This window comes from Hymenobacter sp. HD11105 (assembly GCF_054051685.1).
The window spans coordinates 225,845-246,077 of sequence record NZ_JBSWBR010000006.1 but is presented as its reverse complement, the minus strand read 5'-3'; the positions used below and the strand labels follow the sequence as shown (position 1 = coordinate 246,077).

Below are 20,233 nucleotides of genomic sequence, written 5' to 3'. Positions count from 1 at the left end.
TGCCTTGTTGCTTGCCGAGTTTCCCTGGCATTTATCGCTTCCGGAATTTGCCTTGCACCTGACACCAGTCCTGATCATGTCCTTACTAATCCGTTATAACGCTCAGCGTTGGTTACGGGAGCCTCATGAAACGGGATTACACTTGAGCGGTGGAATCTTACGCATTGGCACTTGGTGGATCTATACGTTAGGTTTTGTTTACACCTTGCTCCGGGTGCAAGTGCCTTATATTCCTACGCCTAAGGAAGATCATAAGGGAAATGAGTGGAAGCTCTGCTTGCCTAACTTAGCAGTGGCTGGATTATCCTTAGCTGCTATTCGCTATGGACACTTCTTAAATCAGACACCTTATGCACTGCTAATGATGGGCTTGGCATTTACTAATGCGGCTATTTTAGGAGCGTCAGTGCTTATGGCTCAGCACGATTTGTTAGACAGCGTAGTTCGGATTGCTACCACGTTCCGTCCCATACGTTGGCTGGTAATGAAGATTGAAAAACAAGGTAAGGAGCTTAAGAAAACTTTTTTAAGCTGGATTCATAAGGGCGCCCTACCTGCAGCCTTTGCGCTACTTATTGTGCACTCACTCGCTAGCTTAGGTATAAGTATATGGCTACGTGATCTAGTCCCTTCTGCTGAGTCAATATGGTCCCGGTCGGGCTATGGGGAAGCACGCGTAGGCTATGCGGCAACGGCTATAACCAATAAAAGCAAAACTACAACATTCGCTTATGGCTCATCCAATGCTACCCCGGGCTTAGTCGAACTATGGTTACCTCCAGCTCATGGACCTAAGGTAACGAAAGCCGTTTTAAAGGAGATGGATACAAATGCCTGGATTCCGCTGCTTACTTGGGAGGTAATTGAGGGCACATTTGATGATGCTGAGTGGCAGCGTAGCGTGGCAGCTATTCAGCAAAGCAATAAGCCTGTGCTGCTGCGCCCACTAATTAAAACAGGTAATGCAGCAGTTTATCGGGCCACTTGGCAACGCTTGGTAACACAATTCAGAGCATCAGGTGATACCAGTGCCGTGTGGGTATGGACGGTGCCGCGCACTGATTCATTGTTCGCTTATTTTCCCGGTTCGGCTTTCACCAACTGGGTTGCAGTTGATATTAAGACCTCCTTACCAACTGAATCGGCTGAGTCCCTTTATTTATCAGTTCGCTTTGGATTAGCAGAGCGAGTTGAATTGAATAGCAAACCGGTTCTTGTATTTGCTCCGACTCAGCCAAATCAGTCGCTACAAGTTCAAAAAGAGCACTTTACAAAGCGTTACCCAGAGGTTAAAGGCATTCTCTTTCGGCCCTCCAGTAAGCTTGAGCCTACTTTGCCTAGTGTCCAAACCCCTACGCCTATTCCATAAATAGTGAGCGTAACTAATTACTTAACGACAACCGGTAGATCTAACAAAAAAAGCCCCCTAGACTCAGTCTGGGGGGCTTTTTTTGGTGCTATGAATGTATGCCCAGTAGCATTAGAAGCTATTACGCATGCTATTATGCAAGGTGCGCGGTGTCCAGTAGCCACTGGCAATGATGCGGCGAATAGTAAAGAGTGGATCTTGCTGGTCGCGCTTTTCAGCTAGGACAAACGCGCCCACAAACCCGCGCTTCTTCAGCTCTGGGATAGCCTCAGGGTTCCAGAGGCCGAAGGGATAGGCAAAATAGTTAATCTTCTTACCCGTAATTTCTTCCAACGTTTTGGTTGGCTTCTCGATCTGCGTTACCCAATCCTGACCCTGGTACTTCTTCACGTTGTGGTGATCCCACGTGTGAGACCCAATGACGTGGCCCTGATCCGACAGCTCTTTCACCTGCGCCTTGCTCATGTAGCGCGGCCGACCCAGCGAAACGGTCATAATGAAGAATACACCCTTGAAGCCATGCTTCTCCATTACCGGCTTAGCCACAGTAAACTGATCTAGGTCAGTGTCGTCGAAGGTAAGCATCACGGGCTTGGATGGTAAGGGAGCACCCGTGGTCAGATAGGCGTATAGCTGATCGGGCAAGATGGTATGGTAGCCGCTGTCAGCCAACATCTGCATTTGCTTACGGAACTGCTCCACCGGCACGATATAATCCTTGGCGTTTTTGGAGTCCTTCGCCGTCCAGTCCCGAATTTGATGATAGCAGAGGATCGGAACCTGGGGTCGAGCCAAAATGGTGGCTGCTGAAGCAATGTTTGAAGTAGGAATCGTGGTTGGATCGGGAGCCGGCGTGTTTGGATTAGCTGGCTTGTCGGCTACTGCCGCTACCGGCGTAGCACTCTGCTCAGCAGCTACTTCTTCTACTTCGGAGGCAGTGGCCGGTTTGGTTTCGCAACCAGATAATGTAAGCGTGGTAGCCAGGAAGGCAGCCGCCAAAAGGGGTGTACGAGTAAGCATCATTCGAAAAGAGAATCCGGAAACAGGGAGTAAGGTATTTTTAGGCAAAGGGGAAGCCGTAATAAAGCATTTGACGCGAGCAGCGTACCTTCACGCAGCCTTCCTAGCTACAAAACAACGGTTAATTCCCGCATGGACCAACAAGATTCTTACCTTTCTGCCTTGCGCGGCACGGGCGTCGCGCTTATTACCCCTTTTACCCCTGCTCCCGATCATGCGGTTGACTATCCGGCCCTGCGTCGCTTGGTTGACTTTATGATTGACGGCGGAGTTGAGTACCTGGTCGTCAATGGCACTACGGCCGAGTCGCCAACGGTTACAGCAGCCGAGCGCACCGAAATTTTGCGGGTTGTACGCGAGCAGGCTGCCGGGCGGGTGCCACTGGTTTATGGCATCGGTGGCAACGATACAGCGGGCGTAGAGAACCTGCTTCGCACCACCGACCTGACGGGCGTAGTGGCCATTCTCTCAGCCAGTCCTGCATACAACAAGCCTTCTCAGGCTGGTATCGTGGCCCACTACCAGCGGCTGGCTGATGCCTCTCCCCTGCCCATTATCCTGTATAATGTGCCCGGTCGTACCAGCTCCAATATGACCGCCGCAACGACCTTGCAACTGGCTCAGCATCCTAATATTATCGGTATCAAAGAAGCTAGCGGCAACTTGGAGCAGTGCATGGCAATTGCCGCCGGTCGGCCAGCCGATTTCCTTCTCATCAGCGGCGACGATATGCTAACCGCACCAATGATTTCCTTTGGTGCCGAGGGCGTTATCAGTGTGCTGGCAAATGCCTTTCCCGACCGCATGAGTAGCATGACGCGGGCGGCTCTGGGGGGCAATTTTGCCGAAGCCAGTGACCTGCTTTTTGGATTTTTGGACTTGAACCCGCTGATGTACGAAGAGAGCAACCCTGTAGGTGTGAAGGCCGCACTGGCAGCCTTAGGACTGTGCTCAGACGCCGTTCGGCTTCCCTTGGTAGCTGCTTCGAAGAGCCTGACGGAACGTGTGCGGCAATTACTGTAGCGTTATTTACTTAATTATTTACTTAAAAAGCGAAGCCCCATCTTGATCGAGATGGGGCTTCGCTTTCTAAGTAAAAACTTTCACCAGCCACTAGCCAGCACATCCGCGACGTGCATGGTTTTGATAGGCTTCTTTTCGCGGCGAATATAAGCGTCGAGGTGCATGAGGCAGCTGGTGTCGGTGCTCACGATGTAGCGAGCACCGGTGGCAAGGGCGTTTTCTACTTTTTGCTCAGCCATTGCCACCGAAATAGCTTCGAACTTCACGGCAAACGTGCCCCCAAAGCCGCAGCAGGTCTCGCTTTCATTCATTTCCAGCCGCTCCAGGCCGGCTACCGCATCCAGGAGCATACGCGGTGCGGCCTTGATACCGCACTCGCGCAAGGCCGAGCAAGAGTCATGGTAGGTGTATTGACCCGAGAGCTTCGCCCCCGGCACCTCTTTGATACCGAGCACATCTACCAAAAACTCTGTTAGCTCAAAAATGCGCTGCTGCACGCCGTGGTAGCGCGCCTGGTCGGCGGTGCCCTCAAACAGCTCGGCGTAGGCATTGCGCACCATGCCCACGCAAGACCCCGACGGACTCACGATGTAGCGGTTTTGCCCCCCAGCGGGAAAATCATCCAAAAACTTAGCCGCTACCTGGTAGCTTTCGGTCTTGTAGCCGGCGTTGTAGGCCGGCTGTCCGCAGCAGGTTTGGTTGGTATTGTAATGCACCTCACAGCCGACAGCTTCCAGCACCTTCACCATGTTCATGGCCGTCTGGGGGAAAAGCTGGTCTACAAAGCAAGGAATGAATATATCAACGACGGGCATATGGGGAATGAAACGTAAATCGACGAAATAGCGCGCTGACGAGAAAATTACCGACAGAAAACGGCTGGGGGGCTTTCTCAATAAAGGGCAGCAGCCTAAGCTTACGCTGCTTTGGCGGGCTTAAGGTTGCCTTATTTGCCCAAGCCGAAGACCTTCCCGGCAGCGAGTTGCGCAAGCTTGAAAGCTTCTTTATCCAGCCCCAAATCTACGCCGCTCTCTTCAAAATAAGCTACTAGCTTTTCAGTAGGCATATTCCCCGTCAGCTTGTCGGTGGCCATGGGGCAGCCACCAATGCCGCCGATGGCACCGTCGAAGCGCTGGCAGCCTGCTTGGTGCGCGGCGGCTACTTTCTCACGCCAATGCACAGGAGAGGTATGCAGATGGGCACCAAATTCGATTTGAGGGAAAGCTGGAATCAGCTCGCTAAGCAGAGGCGTGATAGTAGCAGGTGTAGAAGCCCCAATGGTATCGGAAAGAGCCACGATGCGCACGCCCATAGCGGCCAGTTTCTGAGTAAATTCTGCTACAATCTCGGGGCTCCACGGGTCACCGTAGGGGTTGCCGAAGCCCATAGAAAGATAGGTTACGAGCGTCTTGTCGTTCCTCTCGCACAGGTTCTGCATCTCAGCCAATTCCGTAATGGCCTCCTCTATAGTCTTGTTCGTGTTGCGTCGTTGAAACGTTTCGGATACCGACAAAGGGAAGCCGATATAGTGAATTGAGGAATGCTCAACTGCTGTTTCGGCACCGCGCAGGTTGGCTACAATGGCAAGCAGCTTGGTGCGCGTGGCACTCAAATCGAGGCCGTCTAGTACTTCAGCCGTATCTCGGAGCTGAGGAATAGCCTTGGCCGATACGAAACTACCAAAGTCCAAGGTATTGAAGCCTACACGAAGCAGAGTGTTTAGATAGGCAATTTTAGAGGAGGTAGATATAAATTCTGGCAAGCCCTGCATAGCATCGCGCGGGCATTCGATAAGCTTCATAAAAGAACTAAACAGAGACTAGATGGGTGGTGTGTAGTGGGAGGCAAGCAAAAGTAGAAGGAATTCGGTGGGACTAAAGCGAAAAGTTGCCTTATCTACTGCTATGCTTAGAAGCATTGATAAGCTGATTTAGTTGCCAATTTGCTTAAAAAACGAGGTTTGAGGCCGCATCCTATCTGCTCGGCAATCTGGCTGCGATACCGAACCTCTCGGCTTAATTGAGGGTTTAGTACTAGTAAGTTGTGTATTTCTAATTATACCCGATGCCTTCACGCTCCGCGCGCGCGCCGTTTTATTTGCTTTGCTTTTTGCTTTTGCTCACCGCTTGTGGCAAGCAACAGACCTTGCAAGGCCTGTTTCAGAAATCGACACCTCACGAAACCTACGCCAAGCGCCTGCGCCAGAGCGGCCTCGACCAGACCGCCCTGGGCCGCGATTGGCTGGCCGCCGCCGATCGCGCCCTGCGCGACTCGCTAGTAGTAACGCTGCCATTTCAGGAAACCGGCTTTTTTCGGGCCGATCAAGCTCGTGCTGCCGCTTATCGTTACGCCGTGCGCGAGGGCGAAACTGTGCGCATCAGCCTGACTATGGACCCAGGCGCCGACGTGCGAGTCTTTCTTGATGCTTTTGAGCTGAGCCCTGATAACACTGCCCCCCGTCTTATCGCCTCCGCCGATACGGCAGCCGCCACTTTTAGCTACCTGGCTGCCGACGATAGGCAGCATTTGCTGCGCGTGCAGCCTGAGCTTCTGCGTACGGGCCGCTACACCTTGCGTATCCAACGTGAGCCGTCACTAGCTTTTCCAGTACATGGCAAAAATGACGTGGCCGTGGGTAGTTTCTGGGGCGTTGATCGGGACGCCGGCGCGCGGCGCCATGAGGGCATCGATATTTTTGCCAAGCGCGGCACGCCGGTAGTTGCTGCTGCCGCAGGCCTGATTACGCGCGTAAACGAGACGCCTAGGGGCGGAAAAGTTGTCTGGCTTGCCGACACCGAACATAGCCAGCACCTATACTACGCCCACCTTGATCAGCAGCTCGTTCAGCCAGGCCAGACCGTGCAGATTGGCGATACACTGGGCCTAGTTGGTAATACCGGCAATGCCCGCACCACCCCACCTCACTTGCATTTTGGCATCTATCGGGGCGGACGGGGTGCCGTTGACCCTTTCCCCTTTGTTCGCCGCCCCGATGCGGACCCAGCCGCCCCGCGCACCAGTGCTGAGCGCCTCGGGCAGTGGGTACGCGTGCGCGACAAGCGTGCTGACCTGCGCCTGAGCCCTACTGCTAAAGGTGGCACCGCCATAACAGGCCTAAGCCGCGACACGCCCTTGCTGGTAGTTGGCAGTCAAGCCGATTACTATCGGGTGGAGCATCCTGGAGGGCAAATTGGCTATATAGCTGCCAAATCTGTGGTGCCGGCCGCCGCTGAGCCGCTACGCCGGGAGCTACTCGCCGCCGCTACCGATTTGATAAAAGCCCCCCAACTTGGCATTGCGCCCTTCGATACCCTCCCAGCTCAGACAAGTGTGGCAGTGCTAGCCGAGGTAGAAGGCTTCCGGCTGGTGCGTAGCGCTACGGGTTTAATTGGCTGGGTTGCCAAGGCAAGCTAACTGGCCGCTTTGCGTTCACCATTCGTTAGACATAAAAAAGCCCCCCGGAACCTCCGGGGGGCTTTTTGTATCTGCTTTACAAAAGCAAACTTACTATTGGGCCACTACCACTGCCCGCTGCAACTCCTTGGCATAGGCAATGCGCCGTTCCCGTCCACCCACTCCGATATAGTCAAAGCCAACGGCTCTGTTGTCCTCACGAATGGCATTCCAGACGGGGGCCTCGACGTCGGCGGGCTGGTCGGCATTGCGTGGAATTGCGGGCTGAGTAAACCGGTCGTTGCTGAAGAAGGCATTCATTGCTTTCAGAATGGCTAGTTCCTTGTCGCGGATGGTGGCGGCACTGGGGTTTTCCAGGTCCCGGTCGCTGAGTAGCGCCGTAGCGGGCATCACCTCATTGCGGATGGTATCACCGGTGGCATTGATGATAATAAAGCGGGCCTGCGCGTTCAAAATCTTTGGTCCTTGCAACATCAGCACGAAGTTGTCCTTCTGCTTATTGCTGGTAAAGTAGTGGGAAGCGCGAACCGTATTTAGCACACTCCGCTCCGTAAGGCGAGCCCGCTGACCGGCCGGCGGTGGCGTAAATACTTTAGGGTCATTTTTAGATGTAGCCGTTTCGCGTTCGGTGGTAATACACGAAGCCTGAAACAGTAAGGTTGCCAAAGCGGCGGAGAGAAAAAGTTTTTTCATATAGACTAAAAAGCGACTAAGACTAGCGTAGCGATGGTACAGAGTTGAATCGGCTGTTAATGACCTTACCTAGCTAAATTTGTACCAAAGCAAGCATTTTCCAGCTTAGGAAACGCAAAAAAATCAGGATTTTTCTCAGAAAATGAATATTCAGTTTAGAACATACCTAGTTCCAGACCTACTACCCACCGTGGTAGCTCGGGGTAGCGAGTAGCGGCCGCCGAGGTAAATGTATCGGAGAGCCGATGTCGAGCCACCACGGCGTAGCGGCCTGACCCAAGCCGTGCGCCCACCCCATACGACCATCGGCGTATATAGTTGAGCTCGCGCTCCGTCACTTCTACGCGTCCCGATCCCGTTGGACCAGGCGAGTCCTCATAATGGTGGGCGGTGCTAATAACCCAGCCGCCCCAGCCCAACAGATCCAAGTAGTTACCCACCACGTTGCCCCGTCGGCTTAAACTTAGTCGGGCAAAAGCCTCGGCCTGAAATTGCGGTAATGCCAGGTGCTCGCGCTTGTGCTGAGTAGATGTGGGAAGCACTTTGCTGTCATTTTGGGCCAACTGATACACCAAGCGGGCGTAGCGCAGATCAAAGCCCAATGCGGCAGTCTGATTTAGGCGGTATTTCTGCCGCACCCCCAGCAGCACTTGCCCCGACGCCCCGGAGCGTAAGTCCGCGCCCGGACCATCGGCCTTTCCTACTACGGCATCATACCCCAGATAAAAGTGCTGAAAGAAAGCCCGGTTGGGTCCCACTTTCGAGCGCAGCGTATCGGTGCCCACATTGGAACGCAGCAGCACCCGCTGCGCTCGGGCCGCGGGCACCGCAAGGAGGTATCCGGCCACGAATGTATAGATGGCCAGTAGGCTCAGACGCTTCATTTCAAGGAGTAAGTTGAAGTATAGCCCCGATAGTGCACCTGCACCGTATCGCCGGCCTGCAGGCTGCGCAGGGGAACTTGCAGCACCGCCCGCTGACTCACGTCCAGCACCTCATAGAATCGGAGCACGCCGCGGCGGTCGGCTACGTGCCAGTACAGATAGCTGGGTGGCGCGGGCAAGTTGGGCGTAGGCTCTACCGAGGGGCTTTTTTCGGACCCACTGGGCGCCGCTGGGGCTAGCTCCTCGCGGCCCACGGCTGGCACATCCCCTAATTTTTTCTTTACCGGCAGCGGGGCCATTTCAGCTGAATCAGCATACAGAGGCAGCGTACGCGCCGCGCTCAGTGTTCCCCCGGCATCGGGCCGAATAATAACTGCCACAACACTGTCGCGCTCCGGTTGCAGCACAAAATCAAACGTGGCAGCTGTGGGGGGCTTTTTGGAGGTATTGTTTGTGAAATATGTCGCGCGGGGCACCCCGTAGCCATGGGCGTAGTCATAGTAGGGATACAAATCGGCGGCGGCCTGAATCTGCTGGAAAAGCTGCATAGCCGTTAGACTGCGGTTTTGCTGCCAGGCGCAGGCGGCAAAACCGGCGAGCAGCGGACTAGCAAAGGAGGTACCCTGCGTCCGCACAAAGCCCCCCGGAGCCGCCGCCAGCACCGTACCATAGGCCGTCACATTTGGCTTGAGTCGGCGGTCGGCGGTGGGGCCATAGCTGCTGAATCCAATGTGCAGGTAGTTATCTGGGTCGAGGCCACCCACGGCCAGCACCGAGTCGCTATCGGCGGGCGTGCCGATGGTGCGCCACTGCGGGTCGAGGCCATCGTTGCCAGCAGCATTTACTACCAGCATTCCCTTGCGCACCGCCATAGCCGCCGCGCGCGATACTAGGCTGGTGCGCCCGTTCATCTGCTCCGGGAAATAGCGCCGCTTAGTGTAGCCCAACGAGGAGTTGATGATATCGGCCCCCTGCCGGTCGGCCCACTCGGCGGCGGCCAGCCAGGCTTCTTCTTCCGCAAACCGCTCCCGGTGCAATTGCTCAGTACGAGCCAGCAGAAACTCGGCGCCAGGCGCCAAACCCAGAGGCGTGCCATCGGGCAACAGACCCGCTATACACGAGAGCACCTCCGTACCGTGACTGCCGCCTGCATACACGAAAGGTTGTTTTTTCAGGAAATCATAGGTAGCCACGATGCGCTTACCCGTCCGCAGATGCTGGAAGGCCGCGTGCTGATCGGTGCCGGAGAAGCCTACATCGAAAATAGCAATGCGCAAGCCACGGCCGTCGAGCTTGGCGCGGCTAAAATCGGCCGCACCAAGGCTTGCGGTTTGCTTGCGCGCCAGCAGGCGGTCGGCGGCCGTTACCTCGGGCGTGCCGCGCTCGGGGGCGCCGGGCTGGGCGGCGGGCTGTAAGGGTGAATCGGAGCGCGCCTGCACGCTCAGCACCCAGGGCAGCCGGCTAAGCGTGGCTGCCTGGGCCGGCGTAGCCCAGCAGCCAATGGCATTAAACCAGCGGCTTACATACGTAATGGAATCAACAATCTGGTCCACCTGACGCAGATAATCGGCCCGGACGGGAAAATCGGTACTGTCGGCGGGTGGCAGGTGCTGTCGTTGGCGGCGGACCAGGGCCTGGGGGGCAAAATAACTAGTGGGGTCGAAGCGGACGCCAGCTTTATCGCGCAATACCACCCAGTAGCGCGCCGTAGGCGGCAACGATGCCGCGTGGCCCATCTCGGCTAGCACGCTTAAACAGAGGCAAATAAGTAGCGCGGAAGCCCGCGCCAAAGAACAACGAATACGCAAGTGGCGGCAGTAAAATAGAATGCTGGAGCAGCGGCTAAGGTACGATTGACGCGGCAAGTGCACACGCTCTGGGGGGCATTTTCGCTGCTTTAAACGAAGCTCGCTACCCACTTCGTACCCAAGAATGGCACAAAACGGATTTCGGCGCTACCTTGGTCTCTCCAACCTGAGCCGTGGCCTCGTGCTAAGTCGGTTTCGGGCCTGGACAATTGCTTTTCAGCGTCTTCAACATTCTCCCTGATTATGAACACAACCCTTTCCCGTACCGTCCTGACAACGTTTCTAAGCGGCAGCTTACTGCTTGTTGGCTGCAACAAGAAAGAAATAGCCGCCCTACAGCAGCAAAACGCTGACCTGCTTAGTGCCCGCGAACAGCTTCAGGCCCAGAAGACGGCGTTGGAGCAGGAGAAAGCCCAGACCGAAGAGTCGTTACGCTCAAACTTACTGAGCAAGAATCAGGAAGTAAATCAGCTAAATGCCAACCTGGGTACCACCAAAGAGCAGCTTCAAGATCGGGAGCAGCGCATCGCTGAGCTGCAGCGCGTGCTCGATCAAAAGGAGGCGGCCGTGAAAGCCCTGCGCCAGAAAGTAGGCGACGCCCTGCTGGGTTTTAATGCCAACGATTTGACTGTGAACGTTAAAAACGGCAAAGTGTACGTCTCGCTTTCCGAGCAGCTGCTGTTCAAATCGGGCTCTACGGTAGTTGATCCGAAAGGCCAGGAAGCCTTGAAAAAACTCGCTACGGCCCTCAAGGGCAACCAGGACGTAAACGTGCTAGTAGAAGGCCACACCGACAATGTGCCTATTGCTAGAGGCACGGCCGGCATGAAAGACAACTGGGACCTGAGCGTATTGCGCGCCACCGAAATCACACGTATCCTAACCACAGCGGGCCTCGCGCCGGCCCAGGTAACGCCCTCGGGTCGGGCTCAACATTTGCCAGTAGCCGCCAACACTACTCCCGCCGAGAAAGCCCTAAACCGCCGTACCGAGATTATCCTGACGCCTAAGCTCGACGAGCTTTTCCAAATTCTGGAGGCTAACTAATCTTAACATCTTTGGGTCAGTTGCCGTTTCCTTGAGCTTAGCTTTGGCCTGAATACAGGGTGTTTTCCTTAGGCTTTTTGGGTAAATAATTTCCCCGAAACAGCTACAAAAGCAACGGCCGCCTTCATTGGGCGGTCGTTGCTTTTGTAGCTGTTTTTACAAATACTGTAAAGGAAATTGCCTTAAAATATAAATTTATATCACAGTGATTATTAATAGTTTGATATAATTTATCTAAAGCTTAGCTCTGAAATTAAATTCTTCCTGTGATTGCCACCTTTGTCCATCGTGACGGAAGAGCTGGAGGCTGCTTATCTCGAAGGTAGCGGCGTACGAACGGGCTTGAAAAAGCTGCCGCAGCATGGGCACTTGACTGGGGGGCAAATCGCGGGTAGCTAGGGTCATGTGTGGGGTAAATGCCCGGGCCTCGCGGGGAATATTCGGCAGGCGTGCCGCACACCAGGCCGACAGCGCCGCATGAAAATTCTGGACAGCGGTGGCCTGCGTCACGCGCACAAACAAGGTGCGATTATCAAACCAATCGAAATTCTCCAGGCCTACCGTGAAGCCTTCCTGTGTAGAGGCAAACTCCCGCAGCTCGGTCCGCATGGGTAACTCCAGCTCCTCGGCCTGACGCCACGGCGGCAGCAGCGTGATGTGTGCGGGCAAGCGAACGGCATTACGACTGCCAGTCAGTGTGTGTACTTCCTGCTTCATAGCCCACACCTCCGAGAACACAGGCTCGGGGGGCAAAATGGCGACGAGATAAAGTGGTTGCATAATCACCCTACGTATTAGGCATCCTTGCCGATACCTAGCGCGATAGAGGCTCACTGTTTAGCCTTCCCTATATCGCATCTCTAACTATCAGCCTTCCCGACGTAAGAAGGACCTCATTGCACCCGAACGATAAGTCTAGGTGTAATAAGGTCCTTCCTAGTTTGCCAGATGACATTGTAGCCAACGTCAGCAATGAATGAGACGCAAATATGCGTTTCTACAGGCCGTATTTGCTCAGCATATAGACCAGCGCGGCCATGCTGGCGCCACCTAGCTCCAGCTCGCGACGGTTCACTTTATCGAACGTGTCGGCGGCGGTGTGGTGAATATCGAAGTAGCGCTGGGAGTCGCAGTCGTAGCCGATGAGCACCTTAGCCTGGTCTTTCAGGGGGCCAATGTCGGTGCCCCCGTGGCCTACCACGAAGTCGCCGCTGCCGTAGGGGGCAAATAGCGGGCTCCACTTTTGCATTTGAGCGACGGTAGCGGGGTTATTGGTTTCAAGGGCAAAGCCGCGGGGCGTAAATCCGCCCCCATCTGACTCCATAGCCGCTAAGTGCTTCTCGTTGGCGGCTTTAGCTAGCTCAGCATACTTTATGCCGCCGCGGTTGCCGTTTTCTTCGTTCATAAACATCACGGCGCGCACGGTGCGCTCAGGCTTTAGGCCAGTGGCCTTGAGCAGGCGCAGCACTTCCATGCTCTGCACGCAGCCCGTGCCATCGTCGTGTGCGCCCTGGCCTAGGTCCCAAGAGTCGAGGTGGCCGCCTACGGTGATGATTTCGTCGGGGTATTTCGAGCCTTTTATTTCACCGATTACATTGTAAGACTTCACATCGGGCAAGGTCTGGCAGGCCATTTCCAGCTCGAAAGTCAAGTTTTTATCCGCCTTCAGAAGTTGGCTGAGGCGGTCGGCACCGTTGGTGCTAAGGGCGGCGGCGGGCACTTTGGCTATATTGTCTTCGTAGCGCAGGGAACCAGTGTGCGGAAAGTCGTCGTGGGCCAGGCTGAGGGAACGAACCAGGGCGCCTACGGCCCCGCGCTTAGCGGCCGCCGAAGGTCCGGCGCGACGCTGGTCGCCAGCCTCGCCGTAGGCCTTGCCGGTCTCGATGTGGGTTGGGTTCATGGGGCGGTTGAAGAACACAAATTTGCCCTTCACCTTTTCTTCGGGCAGAGCAGCCAGCTCGTCTAGACTCTGCACCTCAATTACCTGGGCCCGCAATTTGCCCCCCGTTCCCACCGAGCCACCCAAAGCGCAGACTGGCACATCAATGCCCTTGCCCTTAGCGGCCCGAATCTGGCCTTTTTCCTGAGCGCCACGCACCCAGTGTGGCACCATCACTTCCTGCAAATACACCCGGTCGAGGCCGAGCTTTTCCATGGTCACCTTGGTCCAGTCCACGGCCTGCTGGGCCTGGGGTGACCCGCTCAGGCGCGCGCCGATCTGGCCGGTGAGGTGGCGCAGGTTTTCGTAGCTCTGCCCGCGCAGCAGAGCCTCATCATATATCCGACGAATGGCCAGCGAATCAGTCTGGGGGGCATTTTGGGCACAAACAGAAGTTGATAAAAGCAGGGAAGCGACTCCCACCAGCAGCGGGTAACGAGCAACAAAAGAGGACATAGAAATGAAAGATCAGCAAATGAAAAAGCCACTCAGCCCGCTACGAAAGCGGCTGAAGTGGCTAATGTACAAGGAAACTGGAAAGGGGTTGCACGGCAGGGGCTATACCTCTACCCTACTGCTATTGCACAAACAAAGCCCAGCCCGTCGGCGGCTGGGTTTTGCTGGAACAAACTCACTTAGTGTTAAAATAAGATTACTACTATTTGACGGTCAGGGCTGATTACACTTAATGTCCCAGCCCAAACTGGTGCGTAGTAACTGTCGCGGGGCCCGTGGGGGGCATTTTTACTTCAAACAGATAATTATACTCCCCATCCTCAATATTGGTGACGTCGGGGGTGGCGCCTAGCTCCTTGGCCAAGAGCAACAGCGTATTGGAGTGGCCGACCACCAGCACCGTTTTGCCCCCCAGTTCCTTGCGAATGCGGGCGGCCAGGTCAGCGGGCTTGTCGTAGACCTGGGGTGTGAGCTGCAAGGCAGTGGCCAGGGGCGCGGCCGTGGCGCGGCTGCGTACGGTGTTGGTCACAAACAAGGCCTCGATGTTGCGGCTACCCAGGGTGTCGCGCAGTGTAAGGGCGCGCTGCTCTCCCTCGGGGGTGAGGGGCGGGTCGGTGAGTGTGGGGTTGGTGTCCTTTTCGGCGTGGCGCACGAGGTACACCGTCGTGACGGCGGCAGCATTGCTAGCTGAGGCATTACCCGACGCTACGGGCCGCTCAGCGGAGCAGCCTACAAGGAAGCTCAGCAACAAAGCACAGGAGGAGAACAGGGGTAGAAAGCGCATAGGTAGTAGAAAAACGGTGTGAGCCAATAACGCCGGGCTGGGCGCGGGGTTGCACTATTTCAGCGCCATGATCTGCTTTAGCTCGGCGTCCGTTACCGTCAGCAGACCGACTTTGGGCAGGCGGGCAGTAAGGGTGCGCCAGTCGGCCTCCTGCCGAAAGATGGGCTGGAGCAGCTTTAGGGCCGCCGGCACTTGCTTATTGTTGGCCAGAGTAATGGCGTGCCAGTAGCGCATTTCCAAGTTATCCGGGAACATGGTTTCGGCCGTTTGGTACTCGCGCATGGCGCCAGGCATATCATTTTTCTCTACCGCTAAGTCGCCGGCGTTCATGTGATTGTAGGCCCGATGCAGGCGCAGCAGGCGGTCCAGTTCTTTGAGGGGCGCGGGATTATCATCCACTCGCAAATCGATCAGGCGGTCCTCCCAGGGGGCATTTGTGGCCTGTCCGCGCACCACCAGTAGAGCGGCCGATTGCTTGCCGCGAATGTCACCGCCGGCTGCCTGGGCCGCATTTAGGGCAGCCATTACACGCTCAGCCAGTGGTAAGTTGACGCTTTGCTCAAAGGCTTTCGCCATTGCGGGCCACACTTTCTCATTGAGCATCATGTTGGCCTGCACCGAAAACTCTTTGCCCGTGATGTGGCCTGCGTAGTCCACGCACTTGTCGCCGGTATGGGCGGCAACGTTGCCCTTAGCGTCGAGAATGGCTACTTGGCGTACGGCCTTGCCTTCGTCGGTGCTGAGCAGCTCGTCGAGGGCTTGCTGGGCGGTTTTGCCGCTTTTCATCAGCGCTAATCCCCGCATGCCGAACGACTTATTTGTAAACGACTGCGTAGCTACCACGCCCACGCCGGCCTCGCCCCAGCTCACCGACGTACCCACGGAAAACCAGTGACTTTGCACCGCTACGGCCATTTCGCCGGTTTTGGGGTCGCGGGCCACGATGGAAAACGTGTGCGCCAGCGGCTCCGAGGCTGAGTAAACTTGGGCGGCAGCCGGGGTCAGCAAGCCCAATAAGAGGAATAGTAAAGCAGATTTGAGGAGCATGAAAAAGTAGTTTTGGGTGATTGGCGGTTCAAGATAGCGTAGTTTCAAAATCAGACTCTTTCTCCGGGCGCTGGCTCAGGAAATCATGGAGCCTTGTTGAGAAGACAGCGGCAAAGAGGCGCAAGGTGAAGCCTTCGCTCTGTACGTCGCTCGCGCTATCGTCCCAAACAGGAGCTTCATTCATTATCTTCCTGACTATATCCTTCAGCTATTTCCCTTGAGCATTACTCCTGCACCACCCGTTATTCGCGTTCGCGACCTGAGTAAACACTACCCCGGCCACGTAGCGATACAGAACGTGTCGTTTGAGCTGGCTGCGGGCGAAACGCTAGTGCTGCTAGGACCCAGCGGATGCGGCAAGACTACTTTGCTCAAAATGCTCAACCGCCTTATTGAGCCTACCACCGGCACAGTTGAAATTAACGGGATGGTGGCCGGCCAGCAAGCACCTGAGGTGCTGCGGCGCGGCATCGGCTACGTTATTCAGCAAGTGGGTTTGTTGCCTCACTATACCGTGGCCGAAAATATAGGCGTGGTGCCACGCCTGCTGGGTCAAGCGCCGGCTGCCATTGCCGAGCGCACTACGACCCTGCTAACGCGCCTGCATTTGCCCCCCGAGCGGTTTGCGCAACAGTACCCGCACCAGCTCAGCGGCGGGCAGCAGCAGCGCGTAGGCCTGGCCCGTGCGCTGGCCGCCGATCCGCCCATCATGCTCCTCGACGAACCCTTCGGCGCCCTCGACCCTGTGACGCGGGCGAGCATCCGCCGCGAGTTCCGGGAGTTAGAAGAGCTGCGCTCCAAAACCATAGTTCTCGTAACGCACGACGTAACCGAAGCCTTTGAGCTCGCCGACCGAATTGCTCTGCTCAATGGGGGGCAAATACAGCAGTTGGGTACCCCATACGAGCTGCTCTTTCAGCCAGCCAACGAGTTTGTGCGCACCTTCTTTGCCGCCGAGCGCCTAGCCCTGCAGCTACGCACCTTGCGCCTGCTTGACCTAGTCGATTATCTTCCCTCTAACGAGGAAGACACAGCAATTCATGGCAACATCTCGTCTCAAATAAACTCTTCATTATCAGATCAAAATCACTTAGCACTTAATCATTCGGTTCAAGAATTACTAGAACTGCTAACTGAACCAGAGCCGGCCTCCAAGACACTACCGGAACTGCCACTCAATAGGCCGGCTCGTCACCTTTTAGTTCGAGGAGCAAATGAAAATGCCCCCCCGCGCCGCGTCACGTTGCCCGAACTGATGACTGCTTTTGCTCACGCCATTCGTCAAGCCGAAACGCCATGGAAGTCCTAACTGAGCTGCTTGCTTTTTGGCAATCCCAAGCCGGGAAGCTTGGCCACCAAACCCTGCAGCACATTGGCCTGACGGCGGCTTCGCTGCTGTTGGCAGTGCTGGTAGGCGTGCCGCTGGGGCTGCTGCTCACGCGTCGGCCGCGGCTGGCGCCGGCGGTGCTGGGCTTTACGGGCGTGCTCCAAACCATCCCCAGCATTGCCCTGCTCGGCTTCCTGATTCCGCTGTTGGGCATCGGACCGCAACCGGCCATCTTCGCGCTTTTTCTGTATTCTCTGCTGCCCATTGTGCGCAATACGTTGGCTGGTGTGCAGGGCGTAAGTCCGGCTGTGGTAGAAGCGGCTCGCGGCCTGGGCTTCACCGACGGTCAGGTGCTGCGCCGGGTGGAGCTGCCGTTGGCGCTACCCGTATTGTTTGCCGGTATTCGCACCGCTACGGTTATCAATGTGGGTGTGGCCACGCTGGCCGCTTACATCGCGGCGGGCGGCTTGGGCGAGTTCATCTTTGGGGGAATCGCCCTGAATAATCCAGCTATGATTCTGGCCGGTGCTATTCCGGCTGCGGCCTTGGCGCTGGCTTTTGATGCGGCACTGGCCCGGCTCCAACAGCTCAGCGCCCGCCGTCTTACCCGCGTGGGGGGCATTTTGCTGGCGTTGCTTCCCTTGCTGGCTGGCCTGTACCTACTGCCCCGCGCCACGGGCAAGCTGCTGGCGGGCTTTAGTCCCGAGTTTGTAGGGCGGGCCGATGGGCTGCCGGGCCTGCAAGTGAAGTATGATTTGAATCCGCTGCCCAACGTAATTCTGGCGCCGGCACTGGTGTACGAAGCCGCCCGCCACCGCGACGTGGACGTAATCGACGGCTATTCAACCGACGGCCGCATCAAGGCCTACGACTTGCGCGTGCTGCGCGACGATCAGGGGGCATTTCCTCCGTATTACGCCGCGCCCGTGGTGCGGCAATCAGTGCTGGCGGCCCACCCGGAGCTGCGCCCCGTGCTAGAAAAGCTCGCCGGTCGCATCACCGATTCTGTGATGACGGAGCTCAACTACCGCGTCGATTACCGCCACGAAACGCCCCGCGCCGTGGCTCAGGATTTTCTTCGCCACCGCGGCCTTTGGCACGACCCGCTGCCCGTGCGCGGCGCCACCATCCGGCTAGGCTCCAAGATCTTTGCCGAGCAATATATTCTGACGGAGCTGTACGCGGCCCTTATCCGAGGCTACACCAATCTGGATGTCGTTACTAAAACCGGCCTGGGCGGCACCAGCATCTGCTTCGAGGCCCTGCGCACCGGCGCCATCGACCTGTATCCGGAGTACACCGGCACGGGCCTATTGGTGCTGCTCCAGCCCCCGCCAGCTACTCTGGATTCGCTGGGGGGCAATCCGCGGGCCGTGTATGACTACGTGCAAACGGGCTTTCGACAGCGCTATCAGTTGGAATGGCTGAGTCCATTGGGTTTCAATAACACCTATGCGCTGCTTATGCGCCAGCAGCAAGCCGCCCGATTGCAGATTGCTTCGGTATCGGAGCTGGGGGCTTATTTGCGCCGATAGCCGCTTGTTTCTATGCTGTTAGTAGGGTGTGCTGCCATTCATACACTGCCTATCATCGGATAAAAGAGATCATTAAGTTTGATAGAAAAATCAGAAAAATTATAAAAATTAGTAGCATCTAAATATAGCAGAGTAGCGTAGAGGATGCATTGTTGTAGTTCAATCTTTTCTTCATTCCATCCTACTATATTGCTTATATGCTAAAAACTTCTTCCCTCGCCAAGTGGGGCGCGGCCGTCCTGCTCATGACCTCGCTCAGCAGCTGCGAAGACATCTTCGAGCAGTATTTCCCCAAGCCCAATCCTACACCGCCCCCTACTCTCCCTACCTTTCCGCCTTTAGGCCAGGATATTACGTTCTATGCCCTCTCGGGCGGCACCAAGCTCGATGCGTACTCCACCACGAACCCCGGCACCCGCATAAGCTCGGTTTCCATCACGGGCCTGGGCAGTGGCGAGACCATCCTAGCCATTGACTTCCGCCCCGCTACCGGTCAGCTCTATGGGGTAAGCAGTGGTAGCCGCCTCTATGTGATCAACCAGAATACCGGGGCCGCTCGGGCCCTGACCACCGAGGCTTTCCGGCCGGGGGTAGCGGGGAATCAGGTGGCGGCCTTCGACTTCAATCCCACGGTGGACCGCATCCGCCTAATTACCAGCACGGGCCAGAACCTGCGCCTCAACCCCGAAACGGGCACGGTAGCTAACACGGATGGTTCGATCAACGGAGCAGCAGGCGCCACCATCACCGGGGCCGCGTACACCAACAATGTGTCTGGGGTTACGACCGCGGCACTGTATGATCTGGACCCCGCTACCGATCAACTCTACCGCCAGGACCCGCCTAACGATGGTACACTCGTGGCCGTGGGGAGCCTGAACCTGAACATCTCGGGCGACGGCGGCTTCGACATTGACGCCAAGACAGGGACGGCCCTGGGCTTGTACTCGGTGAGTGGCAATCCTACCTTGTTTGCAGTGGATCTGGCTACCGGAGTGGCCCGCCCCCTAGCCCAGTACGCAGCTACAACCAACTATACCGGGCTAGCCATTCCTACCCGGCCTGTGGCCTATTTAGCGGCAGAATATACGATTTTGGGCACTGGAATATTAACACGCTTCTATATTTTTGACCCAACTGATCCATCTAATCCAACTGCTCGCGTGAACAGACCTTTGGTGGGGCTTCAGCGCAATGAGGAAGTTGCCGGGTTAGATTTTCGCCCTGCTACTGGGCAGCTTTATGCGCTGGTTTTAGGCAGCTCATCTCGGTTTGGCAGCGCCGAACCTTCGTTGCCAGCCAGCACGCGCCTTTACACCATTGACTTGGGTACCGGCCAGCTTACGCGCGTAGCTGATCTGAGCGTTCCTTTACGGTTTGGGCGCCCCCACGCCTTTGACTTCAATCCAGTGGCCGACCAGATTCGCATCGTGACCGATGAGGGCCGCAACCTGCAGGTGAATCCGGCGAACGGTGTAGTCACTGAAGACTCGCCCATCAATCCGAGCGGCGTGATGATTAGTTCGGCGGCTTACACCAACAGCTTTGCCGGAGCTACTACTACCAGCTTGTACGCCCTTGGATCTGGTAAGCTGTACCAGATAGACCCACCGAATGCTGGTACGCTGGTAGAGAGAGGTAATGCACCACGTAATTTCCTGATCGATATTGGTGGTACCACTAACACTGCTTATACATTAGCGTCTGATGCAAGCGCTTTTTTTAACTATAATGTTAACACAATCAATTTATCGACGGGCGCAACCACCGTTGCTCGCCCCCTTACCCTTGAGCCGGGCACTCCCTTTTTGTCCCCTAGAGGTTTAGCGGTAGGCTTAGGCTTCTAACAAATACAATGATGAACATTAAAAAAGCCCCCCAGAAGCT

General features: G+C 56.1%; 16 protein-coding genes and 1 pseudogene. 7 read left to right on the top strand and 10 right to left on the bottom strand.

Going from position 1 to position 20,233, the window contains the following annotated elements:
• Positions 1-1,369 (top strand): annotated as a pseudogene (locus tag ACW9KT_RS17830) (hypothetical protein); the annotation flags it as partial.
• 111 nt (positions 1,370-1,480) lie between these two features.
• Here ACW9KT_RS17830 and ACW9KT_RS17825 read toward each other — a convergent pair.
• Positions 1,481-2,392 (bottom strand): polysaccharide deacetylase family protein, encoded by a 912-nt coding sequence (locus ACW9KT_RS17825; RefSeq protein ID WP_457082872.1) that lies wholly within the window; start codon positions 2,390-2,392, stop codon positions 1,481-1,483.
• Positions 2,393-2,521: 129 nt separating this feature from the next.
• On the opposite strand from ACW9KT_RS17825, the gene dapA reads away from it, so the two are divergent.
• Positions 2,522-3,412, top strand: a complete 891-nt coding sequence (dapA, locus tag ACW9KT_RS17820; RefSeq protein WP_457082870.1) for a 4-hydroxy-tetrahydrodipicolinate synthase — start codon at positions 2,522-2,524, stop codon at positions 3,410-3,412.
• Positions 3,413-3,492: 80 nt separating this feature from the next.
• Here dapA and ACW9KT_RS17815 read toward each other — a convergent pair whose 3' ends face one another.
• Positions 3,493-4,227 carry a (Fe-S)-binding protein gene (locus ACW9KT_RS17815; protein WP_457082868.1) on the bottom strand — a complete coding sequence of 245 codons (735 nt, stop codon included), beginning with the start codon at positions 4,225-4,227 and terminating at the stop codon, positions 3,493-3,495.
• Between the two features lie 131 nt (positions 4,228-4,358).
• Positions 4,359-5,213, bottom strand: coding sequence for a hydroxymethylglutaryl-CoA lyase (locus ACW9KT_RS17810; RefSeq protein WP_457082866.1), 855 nt, complete (start codon positions 5,211-5,213; stop codon positions 4,359-4,361).
• 263 nt (positions 5,214-5,476) lie between these two features.
• On the opposite strand from ACW9KT_RS17810, the gene ACW9KT_RS17805 reads away from it, so the two are divergent.
• The gene (locus tag ACW9KT_RS17805) at positions 5,477-6,826 is read left to right on the top strand and encodes a peptidoglycan DD-metalloendopeptidase family protein (RefSeq protein ID WP_457082864.1); all 1,350 of its coding nucleotides are present in this window, start codon (positions 5,477-5,479) and stop codon (positions 6,824-6,826) included.
• A gap of 93 nt (positions 6,827-6,919) precedes the next feature.
• On the opposite strand, the gene ACW9KT_RS17800 is transcribed toward ACW9KT_RS17805, so the two are convergent.
• From ACW9KT_RS17800 to ACW9KT_RS17790, 3 genes are all read right to left on the bottom strand, one after another.
• A complete protein-coding gene (locus ACW9KT_RS17800; RefSeq protein ID WP_457082862.1) occupies positions 6,920-7,519 on the bottom strand; it encodes a hypothetical protein in 600 nt (199 codons plus the stop codon).
• 155 nt (positions 7,520-7,674) lie between these two features.
• Positions 7,675-8,403 carry a hypothetical protein gene (locus ACW9KT_RS17795; RefSeq protein WP_457082860.1) on the bottom strand — a complete coding sequence of 243 codons (729 nt, stop codon included), beginning with the start codon at positions 8,401-8,403 and terminating at the stop codon, positions 7,675-7,677.
• Complete coding sequence (locus tag ACW9KT_RS17790; protein WP_457082858.1) at positions 8,400-10,211, bottom strand: S8 family serine peptidase; 1,812 nt, start codon at positions 10,209-10,211, stop codon at positions 8,400-8,402. Before ACW9KT_RS17790 ends, ACW9KT_RS17795 begins: the two co-directional genes overlap by 4 nt.
• A 243-nt stretch (positions 10,212-10,454) precedes the next feature.
• Here ACW9KT_RS17790 and ACW9KT_RS17785 point away from each other — a divergent pair, with 243 nt between their 5' ends.
• Positions 10,455-11,258, top strand: a complete 804-nt coding sequence (locus ACW9KT_RS17785) for an OmpA family protein (protein WP_457082856.1) — start codon at positions 10,455-10,457, stop codon at positions 11,256-11,258.
• A 234-nt stretch (positions 11,259-11,492) separates the two neighbouring features.
• Here the strand turns inward: ACW9KT_RS17785 and ACW9KT_RS17780 are convergent, their stop codons facing one another.
• The 4 genes from ACW9KT_RS17780 to ACW9KT_RS17765 form a co-directional block, all read right to left on the bottom strand.
• Entirely contained in the window at positions 11,493-12,038 is a 546-nt protein-coding gene (locus ACW9KT_RS17780; RefSeq protein WP_457082854.1) for a 2'-5' RNA ligase family protein, read from the bottom strand.
• Between the two features lie 217 nt (positions 12,039-12,255).
• Positions 12,256-13,653, bottom strand: a complete 1,398-nt coding sequence (locus ACW9KT_RS17775; protein WP_457082852.1) for a M20/M25/M40 family metallo-hydrolase — start codon at positions 13,651-13,653, stop codon at positions 12,256-12,258.
• 229 nt (positions 13,654-13,882) lie between these two features.
• Positions 13,883-14,437 carry a SixA phosphatase family protein gene (locus ACW9KT_RS17770; RefSeq protein ID WP_457082850.1) on the bottom strand — a complete coding sequence of 185 codons (555 nt, stop codon included), beginning with the start codon at positions 14,435-14,437 and terminating at the stop codon, positions 13,883-13,885.
• A 54-nt stretch (positions 14,438-14,491) separates the two neighbouring features.
• Entirely contained in the window at positions 14,492-15,484 is a 993-nt protein-coding gene (locus ACW9KT_RS17765; RefSeq protein WP_457082848.1) for a DUF1028 domain-containing protein, read from the bottom strand.
• Between the two features lie 217 nt (positions 15,485-15,701).
• Here ACW9KT_RS17765 and ACW9KT_RS17760 point away from each other — a divergent pair, with 217 nt between their 5' ends.
• The 3 genes from ACW9KT_RS17760 to ACW9KT_RS17750 all read left to right on the top strand — a co-directional run bounded on the left by ACW9KT_RS17760 (position 15,702) and on the right by ACW9KT_RS17750 (position 20,193).
• Positions 15,702-16,793 carry an ABC transporter ATP-binding protein gene (locus ACW9KT_RS17760; RefSeq protein ID WP_457082846.1) on the top strand — a complete coding sequence of 364 codons (1,092 nt, stop codon included), beginning with the start codon at positions 15,702-15,704 and terminating at the stop codon, positions 16,791-16,793.
• On the top strand, positions 16,781-18,346 hold the full coding sequence (locus tag ACW9KT_RS17755) for an ABC transporter permease/substrate-binding protein (RefSeq protein WP_457082844.1): 1,566 nt from the start codon (positions 16,781-16,783) through the stop codon (positions 18,344-18,346). The genes ACW9KT_RS17760 and ACW9KT_RS17755 overlap by 13 nt, the downstream gene beginning before the upstream one ends.
• 197 nt (positions 18,347-18,543) lie before the next feature.
• The gene (locus tag ACW9KT_RS17750) at positions 18,544-20,193 is read left to right on the top strand and encodes a DUF4394 domain-containing protein (protein ID WP_457082842.1); all 1,650 of its coding nucleotides are present in this window, start codon (positions 18,544-18,546) and stop codon (positions 20,191-20,193) included.
• Positions 20,194-20,233 lie beyond the last annotated feature (40 nt).